The organism is Agrobacterium sp. BT-220-3 (assembly GCF_025910175.1).
GTDB classification, from domain to species: domain Bacteria; phylum Pseudomonadota; class Alphaproteobacteria; order Rhizobiales; family Rhizobiaceae; genus Agrobacterium; species Agrobacterium oryzihabitans.
This window is the reverse complement of record NZ_JAPAIX010000001.1, coordinates 339,322-353,446: the sequence shown is the minus strand read 5'-3', so window position 1 is coordinate 353,446 and position 14,125 is coordinate 339,322. Positions and strand designations below refer to the sequence as shown.

The window sequence follows — 14,125 nt, the reverse complement described above, 5'->3', positions numbered from 1 at the left end:
GAGGCGTTTCGATGCCGATAAACATCACCATGCCTGCCCTTTCTCCGACGATGGAAGAGGGCAATCTGGCCAAGTGGCTGGTCAAGGAAGGCGACAAGGTCGCACCCGGTGACGTGATCGCCGAGATCGAGACCGATAAGGCGACCATGGAAGTGGAAGCCGTTGACGAAGGCACGGTCGCCAAGCTGGTCGTTCCCGCAGGCACCGAAGCGGTCAAGGTCAACGCCCTGATCGCCATTCTCGCCGCCGATGGCGAGGATGTGGCCGAGGCGGCGAAGGGCGGCGCTGCCGCTCCCGCCAAGGCCGAGGCTCCGAAGCAGGAAGCTGTAAAGGCTGAAGCGCCGAAGGAAGAATCTGCCCCGGCCAAGGCTGAAAAGCCAGCCGCCGATCAGGCTGCCGCATCGTCCACGCCGGCTCCGGTCGCAAAGTCCGGCGAGCGCATCTTCGCTTCGCCGCTTGCCCGCCGTCTCGCCAAGGAAGCCGGTCTCGACCTTTCGGCCGTTTCCGGTTCCGGCCCGCATGGCCGTATCGTCAAGACCGATGTGGAAAAGGCTGCGGCTTCCGGTGGTGCGAAGGCCGCACCAGCTGCTGCTGCATCCGCAGGCGCACCGGCTCCGGCCCTCGCCAAGGGCCAGTCGGACGAAGCCGTTCTCAAGCTGTTCGAACAGGGTTCTTACGAGCTGGTGCCGCATGACGGCATGCGCAAGGTCATCGCCAAGCGTCTGGTCGAATCCAAGCAGACGGTTCCGCATTTCTACGTTTCGGTGGATTGCGAGCTCGATACGCTTCTGGCGCTGCGCGCCCAGCTCAACGCCGCTGCCCCCGAAAAGGACGGCAAGCCGGCCTACAAGCTTTCGGTCAACGACATGGTCATCAAGGCGCTGGCTCTTGCGCTGCGTGACGTGCCTGACGCCAACGTCTCCTGGACGGAAAGCGCCATGGTCAAGCACAAGCATTCGGATGTCGGCGTTGCCGTTTCCATTCCGGGTGGCCTGATCACGCCGATCATCCGCAAGGCGGAAGAGAAGTCGCTCTCCACCATCTCCAACGAGATGAAGGACTATGGCAAGCGTGCGAAAGAGCGCAAGCTGAAGCCCGAGGAGTATCAGGGCGGTACGACGGCCGTGTCCAATATGGGCATGATGGGCGTCAAGAGCTTCTCCGCCGTCATCAACCCGCCGCATGCCACCATTCTGGCGGTCGGCGCGGGCGAAGAGCGCGCTGTCGTGAAGAATGGCGAGATCAAGATCGCCAACGTCATGACGGTCACGCTTTCCACCGACCACCGCTGCGTCGATGGCGCGCTCGGAGCCGAACTGATCGGCGCCTTCAAGCGCTACATCGAAAACCCGATGGGCATGCTGGTTTGATCGGAGAGTGAGATGGTGAAGTCGGTCCTCTGCTTTGGCGATTCCCTGACATGGGGATCTGATGCGGAAACGGGTGGCCGGCACAGCCATGACGATCTTTGGCCGAGCGTCTTGCAAAAGGCGCTCGGGCCTGATGTGCATGTGATCCACGAAGGGCTGGGCGGCCGCACCACCGCCTATGATGACCACACCGCTGATTGCGACCGCAACGGCGCAAGGCTTCTGCCGACACTTCTGCACAGTCATGCGCCGCTCGATCTGGTCATCATCATGCTCGGCACCAACGACTTGAAGCCGGCGATCCATGGCTCGGCCATCGTGGCGATGAAGGGTGTGGAGCGGCTGGTGAAACTGGTGCGAAACCATGTGTGGCAGGTGCCGGACTGGGACGTGCCGGATGTTTTGATCGTCGCGCCGCCGCAACTGTGCGAAACGGCCAACCCTTTCATGGGCGCGATCTTTCGTGATGCGATCGATGAATCGGCCATGCTGGCTTCGGTTTACCGGGACCTTGCCGACGACCTCGATTGCGGTTTTTTCGATGCCGGCTCCGTTGCCCGCACGACGCCGGTGGACGGCGTTCATCTCGATGCTGAAAACACGAGGGCCATCGGCCGCGGGCTGGAGCCCGTCGTCCGCATGATGCTCGGACTTTGACAACAATTCTCGTTTCGGAACGGCATGCCGTGACCCGATAAGACAAGGCAGGACACCTATGGCTCAATCTTATGACGTCATCATCATCGGTTCGGGACCGGGCGGTTATATTGCCGCGATCCGTGCAGCCCAGCTCGGCATGAAGGTTGCGGTGGTCGAGCGCGAACACCTTGCCGGCATCTGCTCCAACTGGGGCTGCATTCCGACCAAGGCGCTGCTGCGCACCGCCGATGTCATGCATACCGCCACCCACGCCAAGGATTACGGCCTGACGCTCGAAGGCTCGATCAAGCCTGACGTGAAGGCGATCGTCGCGCGTTCGCGCGGCATTGCCGCGCGCATGAACAACGGCGTCGGCTTTTTGTTCAAGAAGAACAAGGTCGATATCATCTGGGGTGAAGCGAAAATTACCAAGCCGGGCGAAATCGTCGTCGGCAAGTCCACCAAGCCGGTGGTTCAGCCGCAGGGTCCCGTGCCGAAGAACACGCTGGGCGAGGGCACTTACACTGCCAAGCACATCATCGTCGCTACAGGCGCCCGCCCGCGCGCGCTGCCCGGCATTGAGCCGGATGGCAAGCTGATCTGGACCTATTTCGAGGCGATGAAGCCGGAAGAACTGCCAAAGTCGCTGCTCGTCATGGGCTCGGGCGCGATCGGCATCGAGTTCGCCAGCTTCTACCGCACCATGGGCGTCGACGTTACCGTCGTCGAAATCATGAGCCAGGTGATGCCGGTCGAGGATGCGGAAATTTCCACCTTCGCCAAGAAGCAACTCGAAAAGCAGGGCATGAAAATCCATCTGGAAACCAAGGTTTCCAAGGTGGAGAAGGGTGCGAACTCCATCACCGCGACGCTCGAGAAGAAGGACGGTTCTTCCGAGAAGATCACCGCTGACCGGATGATTTCGGCCGTCGGCGTCGTCGCCAATATCGAAGGTATCGGCCTCGAGGCAGCGGGCGTGAAGACGGATCGCGGCTTCATTGTCATCGACGGTTACGGCAAGACCAACGTACCTGGTATCTATGCCATCGGTGATGTCGCCGGCCCGCCGCTGCTTGCTCACAAGGCAGAGCATGAGGCCGTCATCTGCGTCGAAAAGATCGCCGGTCTGCCGAATGTCCACCCGATGGACAAGCTCAAGATTCCCGGCTGCACCTATTGCAACCCGCAGGTCGCCTCGGTCGGTCTCACCGAAGCCAAGGCGAAGGAACAGGGCCGCGATATCCGCGTCGGCCGCTTCTCCTTTGCAGCAAACGGCAAGGCCGTGGCGCTCGGCGAAGATCAGGGCATGGTCAAGACCATTTTCGACAAGAAGACGGGTGAGTTGCTCGGCGCGCACATGGTTGGTGCGGAAGTCACCGAACTCATTCAGGGCTTCGTTGTTGCGATGAACCTCGAGACCACTGAAGAAGACCTGATGCACACGATCTTCCCGCATCCGACCATTTCGGAGTCGATGAAGGAAAGCGTGCTCGACGCCTATGGGCGTGTGCTGAACGCATAAGTGCTCCGTGATACCCGGCATTGTCTAACCTTGCCGGGTGTCCCATATGTCTCGATGCAGGCCGCTCAAGGGGCCGGTTCTTTCAGGGAGCGTGGGAATGGAAAGTGTAGGCTGGATTGCAGCAATCATCATCGGCGGTCTGGCCGGCTGGCTTGCAGGAAAACTCATGGACATGCGTTTCGGCATCTTCATGAACATCGTTCTTGGCATCGTCGGTTCGGTCGTCGCGGTTGCGGTACTGAGAACCTTCGACGTTTTCGTCCAGGACAGCAGGCTCGGTTATTTCGTAACGTCCTTCATCGGTGCCAGCCTGTTGCTGTTTGTGGCAAAGCTGGTACGTCGCTGACAAGGCTTCGTGCCCGGAAGGGGCTTACGCTTTTTCTGGAATTGTTCTAAAGCATCGCGTCAATAAGTGTGATGGTCGCGGCAAGCGATAGAAGCAGGTTTCTTATGGTCACTATTCTCGACAGGACTTCGTCCGAAGAAAAGCGTATCCGCCACCCGGAAAAGGCCCATCGGCCGGATACCGAGGTGATGCGCAAGCCGGAATGGATTCGCGTCAAGGCGCCGACATCCAAGGGCTACCACGAGACGCGCGAACTGGTGCGCAGCCACAAGCTGGTAACGGTATGCGAGGAAGCCGGCTGTCCGAATATCGGCGAATGCTGGGAGAAGAAACACGCGACCTTCATGATCATGGGTGAGATCTGCACCCGTGCCTGCGCCTTCTGCAACGTCGCGACCGGCAAGCCCAATCCGCTCGATATGGATGAGCCGGAAAACGTCGCCAAGGCCGTCAAGCAGATGGGCCTTTCCCACGTCGTCATCACGTCGGTAGACCGTGACGACCTCGCCGATGGCGGTGCTGAGCATTTTGAGAAAGTGATCTGGGCGATCCGTGCGGCATCTCCCAATACGACCATCGAAATTCTGACACCCGACTTCCTGAAGAAGCCGGGTGCGCTGGAACGGGTCGTTGCCGCCAAGCCCGATGTCTTCAACCACAACATGGAAACTGTTCCGGGCAATTACCTCACGGTTCGCCCCGGCGCGCGTTATTTCCACTCCGTGCGCCTGTTGCAGCGCGTCAAGGAACTGGATCCCACCATGTTCACCAAATCAGGCATCATGGTCGGCCTCGGTGAAGAGCGCAATGAAGTGCTGCAGCTGATGGACGATCTGCGCAGCGCCGACGTGGACTTCCTGACCATCGGCCAATATCTGCAGCCGACCCGCAAGCACCACAAGGTCGAGGCCTTCGTGACGCCGGAGGAATTCAAGTCCTACGAGACCGTGGCTTACACCAAGGGCTTCCTGATGGTGTCTTCCAGCCCGCTGACCCGCTCTTCCCACCATGCCGGCGACGATTTCGAGCGCCTGCGCGCGGCCCGCGAGAAGAAGCTTCTGGCGGCTGCAGAGTAAGAGGCGGGTATTGCGCACCAGCGGTGCAATCACTCTCCGCCGTCATCCTCGCCCCTGAGGCGAGGATCCATAAGCTGCTGAAGAGGTGGATCCTCGGGTCGAGCCCGAGGATGACGCCGAATGGAGGTGAGGCTTGTGATGAAACCCCAGCCACCTGTTCCGGCTTTCACCTGAACTCAGACCACAGCCTTCTCCGGCCGATGCGCCCGCATGCACAATATAACGCTCAGCACCACCGAGCAGATCGCCACGACCTCGATCAGTGTGGGGCCACGGCCTTCCCATAGAAAACCGTAAAGCAGCGCAAACAGCGTTTCGAACAGGATCATCTGCCCGACCATGGTGAGCGGCAGCATGCGGCTCATGCGGTTCCAGAAGGCATTGCCGAGAATGGAGGCGGTGAAGCCGAGACCAGCGGCGATGGCCATGAAGTGCAGCCATTCCCCTGAACTATGGCTTTCACCGCCGAAAGCGAAGGCCGGGATTGCGAGCACCAGCGCGAGCCCGCCCGTCACCACGCCCGTCATCATGTTCCAGTCATCGGCGCTCACATCATGAAGACGCGACAGCCAGCGGGCATTGCCAACCGCAAAGGCCGTCCAAGAGGCGAGCGCGCCCAGCGCACAGGCCAGTCCCACGAGACGCGAGACATCCAGCCCCGCATCGTTTTCCGTCAGCGATTGCCAGGAAATGCCGATAATGCCGATAGCGCCGAAGGCAAGCGACGGCCACAGCCGCCTGAGCGACACCGCGCCGTGATCGCGACTGCCGATGATGGTGACGGCAACCGGCAGGAAACCGATGATGATCGAGGTGAAGGCGACACCGCTCAATTTCACCGCCGTCGATATAAAGACATAATAGGCGATGTTGCCGATCATGCTCAGCCAGCCGAGCGCGATCCACTCCCGCGCGCCGAAATGGGCCGACACCCGTTTCAGGCGCGGTCCGATGATGATCAGCGAAATCAGCCCGTAGGTCAGGTAGCGGGCCGTCGACAATTGCAGGGCGGAAAAATCCGGTACGAGTTTCGGGGCAAGGAATATCCCTCCCCACAGCGCACCCGCCAATATGCCGTAAAAAACCCCGAGGCTTGTCTTGTTCATGTCATGTCACATCCGCATTCACGATTATCCGCGATGTGCCACAGCCCATTGCGGCTGTCTTGACAAAAACTCCTGACCCAAGATGTCTGGTGGTTTCAGTGCAGTCCGAAGGCCCGGCGATAGGCGGCGGGCGTTTCGCCCATCGCGTTGCGCATGGCGCGCGTCAGCGCCGTCTGGTCGGAAAAACCGGCCTGCAAGGCAATTTCGGCAATCGGCAGCGTGGATTGGCGCAGCAATGCGCAGACCTTGTCCATGCGCAACTCGGCAAGCCAGCGGTGAGGGGAGAGGCCGAACTCTTCGAGAAACAGCGCATGCAGGCGGCTCTCGCTGATTGCGGCACAGGCTGCGAGCATCTCGATGGTCCAGGGGAAGAATGGTTCCGCCTTGACGACGGCAGCGAGCGCTTGCAGGCGGCGGCGGATATCGGTTTTTTCAGTCGCAAGGCTATCGACCAGCAGCGGCGCCCAAAGCCCGGCAATATCGTCGCGCGGCCCATCCGATCCGATGACGCTGCGCATATAGGCGATCAATTGCCTCGTATCCTGCGCAACATCGAGAAAAGGCGCGTGGGCGAATCGCTCAAGCGTCTGCTCTGGAACCGTGCCTTCGTCGATATCGACCACCAGCGAGTGGTTGCTTGCCGTCGCTTCCTGGGTGTGCAGAGCGCCGCTATGAATGAAGACACCGCGCCCGGTGGAAAGTTCGTCCTGCCGTCCCGCCACGTCGATCTGCAGACGCCCAGACAGCGGAAGAACGATCTGCACGAAGCCGTGCCGTTCCTTCGGTCTTTCTTCCCTGTAGGTTCTGATATCGGCGGTTGCGGCCATCATGACGCTGTCGTTTCCATCGTGCAAAGAAATGGCCGCATCGAAAAGCGGCCATTTCCATTTTTTGATTATGACATCGTCTTGAAGATTGGGCCAGCCGGCTTTATCGGTCAGCCTTGCTTGCGCCTAACAGTCTTCCTTGGCGGTCGATTCGCCGCGTTTGCGCTTGCGCAGAACCGGCTTGTTCTCTCTCGCTTCGCATTTCGCGACGTCGATCAGGTAGGCAAGCACGGGCATGCCGTTCATCGATGCGAGTTGCTTGGCGGATTCGAGAAGGTTGATGATGTTGGAAAAATCGTCCATCGGCTCACTCAGTGGCTCAAAGCGGTTATGGGCTCGAAGCGGTTATGTCGGGTCTGAACCCAAAGATGAATACGCAGGGCAAAATCGGGAGGTCCCGGCGCGTTTGCATCCAATGGGTGTAATATTAGTGGCAATTAAATAGCAATCCCTGCGAGGGAGTTGCAATAGTCAATTTTCCGTAACTGCCATGCGCAACCACGATATCGCTCAAGCGGGAGATATCGCATTGGCAGCACCATGTTCCAGCGGTCAGAACGAGGTTTACGCGATGCCGCACTATCTTGATAGAGCCGAAGACGCAGCAAAGATCATTGCGAGTGCAAAACGCATCATGGTCGTCGGCTGCTCGGGCGGCGGCAAGTCGACGCTTTCGCAGAAGCTCGCAGCCGCCTTCGGACTTCGCTACATTTCCATGGATCGTGAAATTTTCTGGCTGCCCGGCTGGCAGGCGCGCCCGCGTGAGGAACAGCGGCAGAGGATAGCCGCCATCATCACCGAAGAGCGCTGGCTGATGGATGGCAGCAATCCATCGTCTTTCGACATGCGGCTTCCGATATCCGACATTGTCCTCTGGGTGCGCATGCCGCGCTGGCTCTGCCTGTGGGGCGCGATCAGCCGGGCGATCAAGGGTTATGGCAAGGCGCGACCCGAAATGGCGGAGGGATGCCCCGAAAGGATTGACGTCGATTTCCTGCGCTATATCTGGAATTTCGAACGCCGCCACGCCCCGATCTTCGAGCAGAATTTCGCGCTTTATGGGCAGGGTGTGCCGGTATTTCAGCTGAAAAGCCGAAAACAGTTTCGTCGCCTTCTTGATCTTCTGCATATCGAGGATTAACTGCCGCTCATGCCACAGTTCGAAACGCATCGCCTTGTAAAACACTCACCTGACCGCATGTACGACCTCGTCGCCGATGTGGAGAAGTATCCGCAGTTTCTGCCGCTTTGCGAGGCGCTGACCGTCCGCTCACGCAAGGAACGGGACGGAAAGGTGTTGCTGGTGGCGGATATGACGGTCGGCTACAAGGCCCTCCGCGAGACCTTCACCACGCAGGTGCTGCTGAACCCTGCCGAGCGCGCCATCGATGTCAAATATATCGACGGACCTTTCAAATATCTCGACAATCGCTGGCGTTTCGAAGCCACCGAAGATGGTGGTTCGGCCATTCATTTCTTCATCGACTATGAATTCAAGAACCGTCTGCTCGGTGCGGTCATGGGCTCGATGTTCGACAGGGCATTCCGCATGTTCGCGGAAGCCTTCGAAACCCGCGCCGATAAAATTTACGCGGATCCGGCCTGATCAAGGGCAATCAGCATCTCAAGCGCTGTCCTGACCGTCGCAAGACGGATTTCCGTGCGGCCAATCTCGCCGTAACGCATTTCATGATGCAGGATTTTGCCGCTGCGTGCCCTGGCGGCCAAATGCACCAGCCCCACCGGTTTATCAGCCGAACCGCCGCCCGGACCGGCAATGCCGGTTACGGCCACGGAAAAATCCGCCCGTGAACGGAACAGGGCGCCATGCGCCATCTGCAACGCGGTCTGCCGGGATACCGCGCCGAATGTCGTCAGCGTCTCTGCCCCAACCCCAAGCATGTCCATCTTGGCCTGGTTCGTATAGGTGACGAAACCGCGGTCAACGACAGCGGAAGAGCCGGCAATTTCGGTCAGCGCACCGGCGATCAGGCCGCCCGTGCAGCTTTCTGCCGTGGAGACCATGAAGCCGCCGGCGGTAAAGTCGGAAATGATCCGCCGTGCCAGCTCTTCTATATCCGCGGGAAACAGGCTCATAGCGGTCTGCCCGTGTAGACCACGGTGGCAGTGGCAATCGCTGCGATACCTTCCCGACGCCCAACAAAACCGATCGTCTCGTTGGTGGTCGCCTTGACCGAGCAGCGCTCCAGCGCGATGCCAAGCATGTCGGAAAGCGCCTCCCTCATGGCCTGCCGGTGCGGACCGATGCGCGGTGCTTCGGCAATCAGCGAAACATCGGCATTCATGATTGTGCCGCCATTGTCACGCACCACCTTGGCCGCGTGTTCGAGGAAGATGCGCGAAGCGGCACCTTTCCATTGCGGATCGGAGGGCGGGAAATGGTCGCCTATGTCGCCCGCACCGCAGGTGGCGAGCAGGGCATCCGTCAGCGCATGCAGCGCCACATCGGCATCCGAATGGCCCTTGAGTTTCTGGTCGTGCTCGATGAACACGCCGCACAGCGTCACACCGTCGCCGGGCTCCAGCTGATGCACATCGTAACCATTGCCGGTGCGCACGTCAGGCATTGCATGGGAAAGCTTTTCATCAGCCATGGCGATATCCCGCTTCAGAGTGAGTTTCACATTGTCGACCGAGCCTTCGGTCAGCGTCACGGCCAATCCCGCCCATTCGGCGATCGACGCGTCATCGGTAAAATCCGTCTTGCCCGCAGAGGCGGCAGCGCGATGCGCGGCAAGAATTTCCCCAAAGTCGAAACTCTGCGGTGTCTGCGCCGCATAAAGGCCCTGCCTGGAAACCGTTTCCACAACGAGATCGCCTGCGCCGCGCTTCAGCGTATCGGTGACGGGCAGGGCTGGCAGAACGCCGACTGCGCCCGCCCTGTGCAGGGCCATGATGCGCTCCAGCATGTCCACGGCGACGAAAGGCCGCACCGCATCCTGGATCATCACATGCGTCAGGTCCTGCGAAGCCAGCGCCGCCAGTCCGGCCAGCACCGATTGCTGGCGTGTCGCGCCGCCCGTGACGGTGACGATCCGTTCTCCGGCATTCAGCCGTTCAAGGATCGGCGACAGGAGCGCTGCGTCGTCCGCATGGATGACGACGGCGATCGGGGAGGTGTCTGCCCAGCCAAGAAAGATCGACAATGTATGCTCGATCACGGCCTTGCCGCCGATCGGACGATATTGTTTCGGACCTTCCTCGGGGGAGCCGGCCCTTTCGCCGCGTCCTGCGGCGACGATGACGATGCCGAGTTTCATAGTACTTTCCTGCATTGGTCTTATGCTTTGTGCGCAACCCTTAATGGTTGACAGTCCTGCTCTAGCGTTTCAAAACCCGGATGGCCAGCCCGATAAGATGCGCATTCACCCTGCATGCCGCAGGATCGCCCGTCATTGCATGTCACGAACCTGCACAATTCGCCGCCGACCGCAAAACAGGCAGGCAACCACGCAGCAAATAAAAGATGCAACCCTCTAAAAGTGCTTGGCAACTGCGCAAACACTGTCTAAAAATAATGCAAATAACCCTTCTGCATGAAAGATCATCAGTTGCCCCTTCCACAGTTGTCAGAACCGTTTAGCATCGGCTCAGTCAAGATCCGTAATCGCGCGGTGCTGGCACCCATGTCAGGCGTGACGGATATGCCGTTCCGGCAGCTTGCCTGGCGGTATGGCGCGGGCCTCGTCGTCACGGAAATGGTGGCAAGCCGCGAACTCGTCGCTAACAGGGGCGAATCCTGGGCGCGGCTGAAAAATGCCGGCATGGTTCCGCATATGGTCCAGCTTGCCGGGCGCGAAGCACACTTCATGGCTGAGGCGGCGAAGATCGCGACCGACAATGGCGCGGGGATAATCGATATCAATATGGGCTGCCCGGCCAAGAAGGTGACGGGCGGTTATTCCGGTTCGGCTCTGATGCGCGATCCCGATCACGCCCTGTCGTTGATCGAGGCGACCGTCGGCGCGGTCGATGTGCCCGTGACGCTGAAGATGCGGCTCGGCTGGGATGAAAACACCATCAATGCGCCGGAGATCGCCCGTCGCGCCGAGGAAGCAGGCGTTCAGCTCATCACCATTCACGGCCGTACCCGCATGCAGTTTTATGAGGGACGGGCGGACTGGAACGCCATTCGCGCCGTGCGCGAGGTGATTTCCGTGCCGCTGATCGCCAATGGCGATGTCGAGACCGCAGAAGATGCGCGCGAAATCCTGCGCCGGTCCGGCGCGGATGCCGTCATGGTCGGTCGCGGCGCGCAGGGCCAGCCCTGGCTGCCGGCGGTGCTGGCGGGACATGCTGCGCCGCATCGCGCGGAGATTGCCGATATCGCTGTCGAACATTACGACATGATGCTGGAATTTTATGGAAGGGAAGCCGGTCTCAGGCATGCCCGCAAACATCTGGGCTGGTATCTCGACCGTTTCGCGCCTGAGATCGCCACGCCCGACAAGGCTAAAATCATGACATCGCGCGATACGGGGGAAGTGGCGGATCTGCTGCGCTCCGCCCTTTGCGACACTGCGGGCAAAGAAGCCGCAAGGAAGGCCGCATGAGCGCTGACAAACACAGCCCGGCAGATGCGAATCCGCTCGCCATGGCGGTTCTGAACGCGGTGCAGAACCCCGTCATCCTGGTGGATGCCGAAGGTTTCATCGCTTTTGCCAATTGGGAAGCCGAAGCCTTTTTCGGGGCGAGCGCCTCCCATCTCGCGCGCTACCGCGTTTCCACCTTCATTCCCTTCGGCAGCCCGTTGCTGGCACTGATCGATCAGGTGCGGGAGCGCCGTGCGCCGGTCAATGAATATCGCGTCGATCTGAGTTCGCCGCGTCTCGGCCAGGACAAGCTGGTTGATCTCTACGTTGCACCCGTTGTCAGCGAACCGGGATCGGTGGTCGTCGTCTTCCAGGAAAGGTCGATGGCCGACAAGATTGACCGGCAATTGACCCACCGGGCGGCAGCGCGCTCCGTTACCGGCCTTGCCTCGATGCTGGCACATGAGATCAAGAACCCGCTTTCGGGTATTCGTGGTGCCGCCCAGCTTCTGGAGACATCCGTTGCCGACGAGGATCGGGCGCTGACGCGACTGATCTGCGACGAGACCGACCGGATCGTTTCGCTGGTCGATCGCATGGAGGTGTTTTCCGACGAGCGGCCGGTGGACCGCGTGCCGGTCAACATTCATTCCGTGCTCGACCATGTGAAGGCGATCGCCAAGGCCGGTTTTGCCCGCAACATCAAGATTTCGGAAAATTACGATCCGTCGCTGCCGCCTGTTTATGCCAATCGCGACCAGCTGGTGCAGGTCTTCCTCAATCTGGTGAAGAATGCGGCTGAAGCCGTGGGCAACCAGCCGGATGGCGAAATCGTGCTGACGACGGCCTATCGTCCCGGCATGCGGCTTTCGGTTGCCGGCAGCCGTGAGCGCATCTCGCTGCCGCTCGAATTCTGCGTGCATGACAACGGCCCGGGCGTTCCGGCCGATCTCCTGCCGCATCTTTTTGATCCCTTCATCACCACCAAGACGAATGGTTCGGGCCTTGGTTTGGCGCTTGTCGCCAAGCTTATCGGCGCCCATGGCGGCATTGTCGAATGCGACAGCCAGAACCATCGCACGACCTTCCGCGTATTGATGCCCGTCTCGCCGGAAGTGGCGCTGGACGACAGCACTTTGCCGAACTCGACAGGAAATGACCCATGACAGCTACTATCCTCGTCGCCGATGATGATGCCGCAATCCGCACGGTTCTGAACCAGGCGCTGAGCCGTGCCGGTTACGACGTACGCATTACCTCCAATGCCGCAACGCTCTGGCGCTGGGTTTCGGCGGGCGAGGGCGATCTGGTGGTGACCGATGTCGTGATGCCGGATGAAAACGCCTTCGATCTTCTGCCGCGCATCAAGAAGGCGCGCCCGGACCTGCCGGTTCTGGTGATGAGCGCGCAGAACACCTTTATGACGGCAATCAAGGCCTCGGAAAAGGGCGCTTACGATTACCTGCCCAAGCCCTTCGACCTGACGGAGCTGATCGCCATCATCGGCCGCGCTTTGTCGGAGCCGAAGCGCAAACCGGCCAAGCTGGATGACGACATGCAGGACGGCATGCCGCTGGTTGGCCGCTCGGCGGCGATGCAGGAGATCTATCGCGTTCTGGCCCGTCTGATGCAGACCGATCTGACGCTGATGATCACCGGCGAATCCGGCACCGGCAAGGAGCTGGTGGCGCGGGCGCTGCATGATTACGGCAAGCGCCGCAATGGCCCCTTCGTCGCCATCAACATGGCGGCTATCCCGCGCGATCTGATCGAATCGGAACTTTTCGGCCATGAGAAGGGTGCCTTCACGGGTGCGCAGAACCGCTCGACCGGCCGTTTCGAGCAGGCCGAGGGCGGCACGCTGTTTCTCGACGAAATCGGCGATATGCCGATGGACGCCCAGACGCGCCTGCTGCGCGTGTTGCAGCAGGGCGAATATACGACGGTGGGCGGGCGCACGCCGATCCGCACCGATGTTCGCATCGTCGCCGCCACCAACAAGGACTTGAAGCAGTCCATCAACCAGGGTCTTTTCCGCGAAGATCTCTATTATCGCCTGAACGTGGTGCCGCTGCGGCTGCCGCCGCTGCGCGACCGGGCCGAAGACATTCCCGATCTTGTGCGCCATTTCATCCAGACGGGTGAGAAGGAGGGTCTGGAAGGCAAGCGTTTCGAGACCGAGGCGCTGGAGGTCATGAAGGCCTATGCCTGGCCGGGCAACGTGCGCGAACTGGAAAACCTAATCCGCCGGCTGATGGCGCTTTATCCGCAGGAAGTCATCACCCGCGAGATCATCGAGCAGGAATTGCAGTCTGATGTTCCAGATAGCCCGCTCGACAAGATGGCCGTCCGTACCGGCTCGCTCAGCATTTCGCAGGCGGTCGAGGAAAACATGCGGGATTATTTCGCAAGTTTTGGTGATGGCCTGCCGCCGCCCGGTCTTTACGACCGCGTGCTGCGTGAGCTGGAATATCCATTGATCCTCGCCGCCCTGACTGCGACACGCGGCAACCAGATCAAGGCTGCCGATCTTCTTGGCCTCAACCGCAATACGCTGCGCAAGAAAATCCGCGAGCTTGGCGTTTCCGTCTATCGCAGTTCCCGTCCAAGCTGAGAATGTTGACAAGGCCGCATTTGTCGTTGCATTTTCGCCACATTGTGTTGCTTGGAAAACACTAGAAGGGAG

General features: G+C 60.2%; 15 protein-coding genes. 10 read left to right on the top strand and 5 right to left on the bottom strand.

The annotated features are described in order from the left end of the window. Positions 1-11: 11 nt before the first annotated feature. From OK142_RS01950 to lipA, 5 genes are all read left to right on the top strand, one after another. Positions 12-1,370 (top strand): pyruvate dehydrogenase complex dihydrolipoamide acetyltransferase, encoded by a 1,359-nt coding sequence (locus tag OK142_RS01950; RefSeq protein ID WP_498680847.1) that lies wholly within the window; start codon positions 12-14, stop codon positions 1,368-1,370. A gap of 12 nt (positions 1,371-1,382) precedes the next feature. After that, positions 1,383-2,027 (top strand): SGNH/GDSL hydrolase family protein, encoded by a 645-nt coding sequence (locus OK142_RS01945; RefSeq protein WP_313609176.1) that lies wholly within the window; start codon positions 1,383-1,385, stop codon positions 2,025-2,027. Positions 2,028-2,085: 58 nt separating this feature from the next. Then, a complete protein-coding gene (gene lpdA, locus OK142_RS01940) occupies positions 2,086-3,531 on the top strand; it encodes a dihydrolipoyl dehydrogenase (RefSeq protein ID WP_003502607.1) in 1,446 nt (481 codons plus the stop codon). A gap of 97 nt (positions 3,532-3,628) precedes the next feature. Further along, entirely contained in the window at positions 3,629-3,877 is a 249-nt protein-coding gene (locus OK142_RS01935) for a GlsB/YeaQ/YmgE family stress response membrane protein (RefSeq protein ID WP_003496176.1), read from the top strand. 104 nt (positions 3,878-3,981) lie between these two features. After that, positions 3,982-4,953, top strand: coding sequence for a lipoyl synthase (gene lipA / locus OK142_RS01930; RefSeq protein ID WP_137037519.1), 972 nt, complete (start codon positions 3,982-3,984; stop codon positions 4,951-4,953). Positions 4,954-5,129: 176 nt separating this feature from the next. Here the strand turns inward: lipA and OK142_RS01925 are convergent, their stop codons facing one another. The 3 genes from OK142_RS01925 to OK142_RS01915 all read right to left on the bottom strand — a co-directional run bounded on the left by OK142_RS01925 (position 5,130) and on the right by OK142_RS01915 (position 7,189). Then, the gene (locus OK142_RS01925) at positions 5,130-6,059 is read right to left on the bottom strand and encodes a DMT family transporter (protein ID WP_498680846.1); all 930 of its coding nucleotides are present in this window, start codon (positions 6,057-6,059) and stop codon (positions 5,130-5,132) included. A 95-nt stretch (positions 6,060-6,154) separates the two neighbouring features. Beyond that, positions 6,155-6,889, bottom strand: coding sequence for a helix-turn-helix transcriptional regulator (locus OK142_RS01920; protein WP_082184674.1), 735 nt, complete (start codon positions 6,887-6,889; stop codon positions 6,155-6,157). Between the two features lie 123 nt (positions 6,890-7,012). Next, positions 7,013-7,189 (bottom strand): hypothetical protein, encoded by a 177-nt coding sequence (locus OK142_RS01915; RefSeq protein ID WP_003496171.1) that lies wholly within the window; start codon positions 7,187-7,189, stop codon positions 7,013-7,015. Between the two features lie 268 nt (positions 7,190-7,457). Between OK142_RS01915 and OK142_RS01910 the strand changes: the two genes are divergently transcribed. Continuing rightward, entirely contained in the window at positions 7,458-8,027 is a 570-nt protein-coding gene (locus tag OK142_RS01910) for a P-loop NTPase family protein (RefSeq protein ID WP_498681706.1), read from the top strand. 9 nt (positions 8,028-8,036) lie between these two features. Further along, positions 8,037-8,492 carry a type II toxin-antitoxin system RatA family toxin gene (locus tag OK142_RS01905; RefSeq protein ID WP_035242538.1) on the top strand — a complete coding sequence of 152 codons (456 nt, stop codon included), beginning with the start codon at positions 8,037-8,039 and terminating at the stop codon, positions 8,490-8,492. On the opposite strand, the gene OK142_RS01900 is transcribed toward OK142_RS01905, so the two are convergent. Then, positions 8,474-8,983 carry a CinA family protein gene (locus tag OK142_RS01900; protein WP_216331277.1) on the bottom strand — a complete coding sequence of 170 codons (510 nt, stop codon included), beginning with the start codon at positions 8,981-8,983 and terminating at the stop codon, positions 8,474-8,476. The genes OK142_RS01905 and OK142_RS01900 overlap by 19 nt on opposite strands. Continuing rightward, positions 8,980-10,167 carry a bifunctional 2-C-methyl-D-erythritol 4-phosphate cytidylyltransferase/2-C-methyl-D-erythritol 2,4-cyclodiphosphate synthase gene (locus OK142_RS01895; RefSeq protein WP_498681705.1) on the bottom strand — a complete coding sequence of 396 codons (1,188 nt, stop codon included), beginning with the start codon at positions 10,165-10,167 and terminating at the stop codon, positions 8,980-8,982. Before OK142_RS01895 ends, OK142_RS01900 begins: the two co-directional genes overlap by 4 nt. Positions 10,168-10,443: 276 nt before the next feature. Here OK142_RS01895 and dusB point away from each other — a divergent pair, with 276 nt between their 5' ends. From dusB to ntrC, 3 genes are read left to right on the top strand one after another with little or no spacing between them, the layout of a single operon-like run. Next, the gene (gene dusB, locus OK142_RS01890) at positions 10,444-11,460 is read left to right on the top strand and encodes a tRNA dihydrouridine synthase DusB (protein WP_498680845.1); all 1,017 of its coding nucleotides are present in this window, start codon (positions 10,444-10,446) and stop codon (positions 11,458-11,460) included. Further along, complete coding sequence (locus OK142_RS01885; protein ID WP_003496156.1) at positions 11,457-12,605, top strand: two-component system sensor histidine kinase NtrB; 1,149 nt, start codon at positions 11,457-11,459, stop codon at positions 12,603-12,605. Before dusB ends, OK142_RS01885 begins: the two co-directional genes overlap by 4 nt. Then, entirely contained in the window at positions 12,602-14,053 is a 1,452-nt protein-coding gene (gene ntrC / locus OK142_RS01880) for a nitrogen regulation protein NR(I) (protein ID WP_003496154.1), read from the top strand. The genes OK142_RS01885 and ntrC overlap by 4 nt, the downstream gene beginning before the upstream one ends. Positions 14,054-14,125: the final 72 nt, after the last annotated feature.

Coding starts and splice junctions, on each gene's coding strand:
- OK142_RS01950 (WP_498680847.1), top strand. CDS start 12: ATGCCGATAAACATCACCATGCCTGCCCTTTCTCCGACGATGGAAGAG.
- OK142_RS01945 (WP_313609176.1), top strand. CDS start 1,383: ATGGTGAAGTCGGTCCTCTGCTTTGGCGATTCCCTGACATGGGGATCT.
- lpdA (WP_003502607.1), top strand. CDS start 2,086: ATGGCTCAATCTTATGACGTCATCATCATCGGTTCGGGACCGGGCGGT.
- OK142_RS01935 (WP_003496176.1), top strand. CDS start 3,629: ATGGAAAGTGTAGGCTGGATTGCAGCAATCATCATCGGCGGTCTGGCC.
- lipA (WP_137037519.1), top strand. CDS start 3,982: ATGGTCACTATTCTCGACAGGACTTCGTCCGAAGAAAAGCGTATCCGC.
- OK142_RS01925 (WP_498680846.1), bottom strand. CDS start 6,059: ATGAACAAGACAAGCCTCGGGGTTTTTTACGGCATATTGGCGGGTGCG.
- OK142_RS01920 (WP_082184674.1), bottom strand. CDS start 6,889: ATGATGGCCGCAACCGCCGATATCAGAACCTACAGGGAAGAAAGACCG.
- OK142_RS01915 (WP_003496171.1), bottom strand. CDS start 7,189: ATGGACGATTTTTCCAACATCATCAACCTTCTCGAATCCGCCAAGCAA.
- OK142_RS01910 (WP_498681706.1), top strand. CDS start 7,458: ATGCCGCACTATCTTGATAGAGCCGAAGACGCAGCAAAGATCATTGCG.
- OK142_RS01905 (WP_035242538.1), top strand. CDS start 8,037: ATGCCACAGTTCGAAACGCATCGCCTTGTAAAACACTCACCTGACCGC.
- OK142_RS01900 (WP_216331277.1), bottom strand. CDS start 8,983: ATGAGCCTGTTTCCCGCGGATATAGAAGAGCTGGCACGGCGGATCATT.
- OK142_RS01895 (WP_498681705.1), bottom strand. CDS start 10,167: ATGAAACTCGGCATCGTCATCGTCGCCGCAGGACGCGGCGAAAGGGCC.
- dusB (WP_498680845.1), top strand. CDS start 10,444: ATGAAAGATCATCAGTTGCCCCTTCCACAGTTGTCAGAACCGTTTAGC.
- OK142_RS01885 (WP_003496156.1), top strand. CDS start 11,457: ATGAGCGCTGACAAACACAGCCCGGCAGATGCGAATCCGCTCGCCATG.
- ntrC (WP_003496154.1), top strand. CDS start 12,602: ATGACAGCTACTATCCTCGTCGCCGATGATGATGCCGCAATCCGCACG.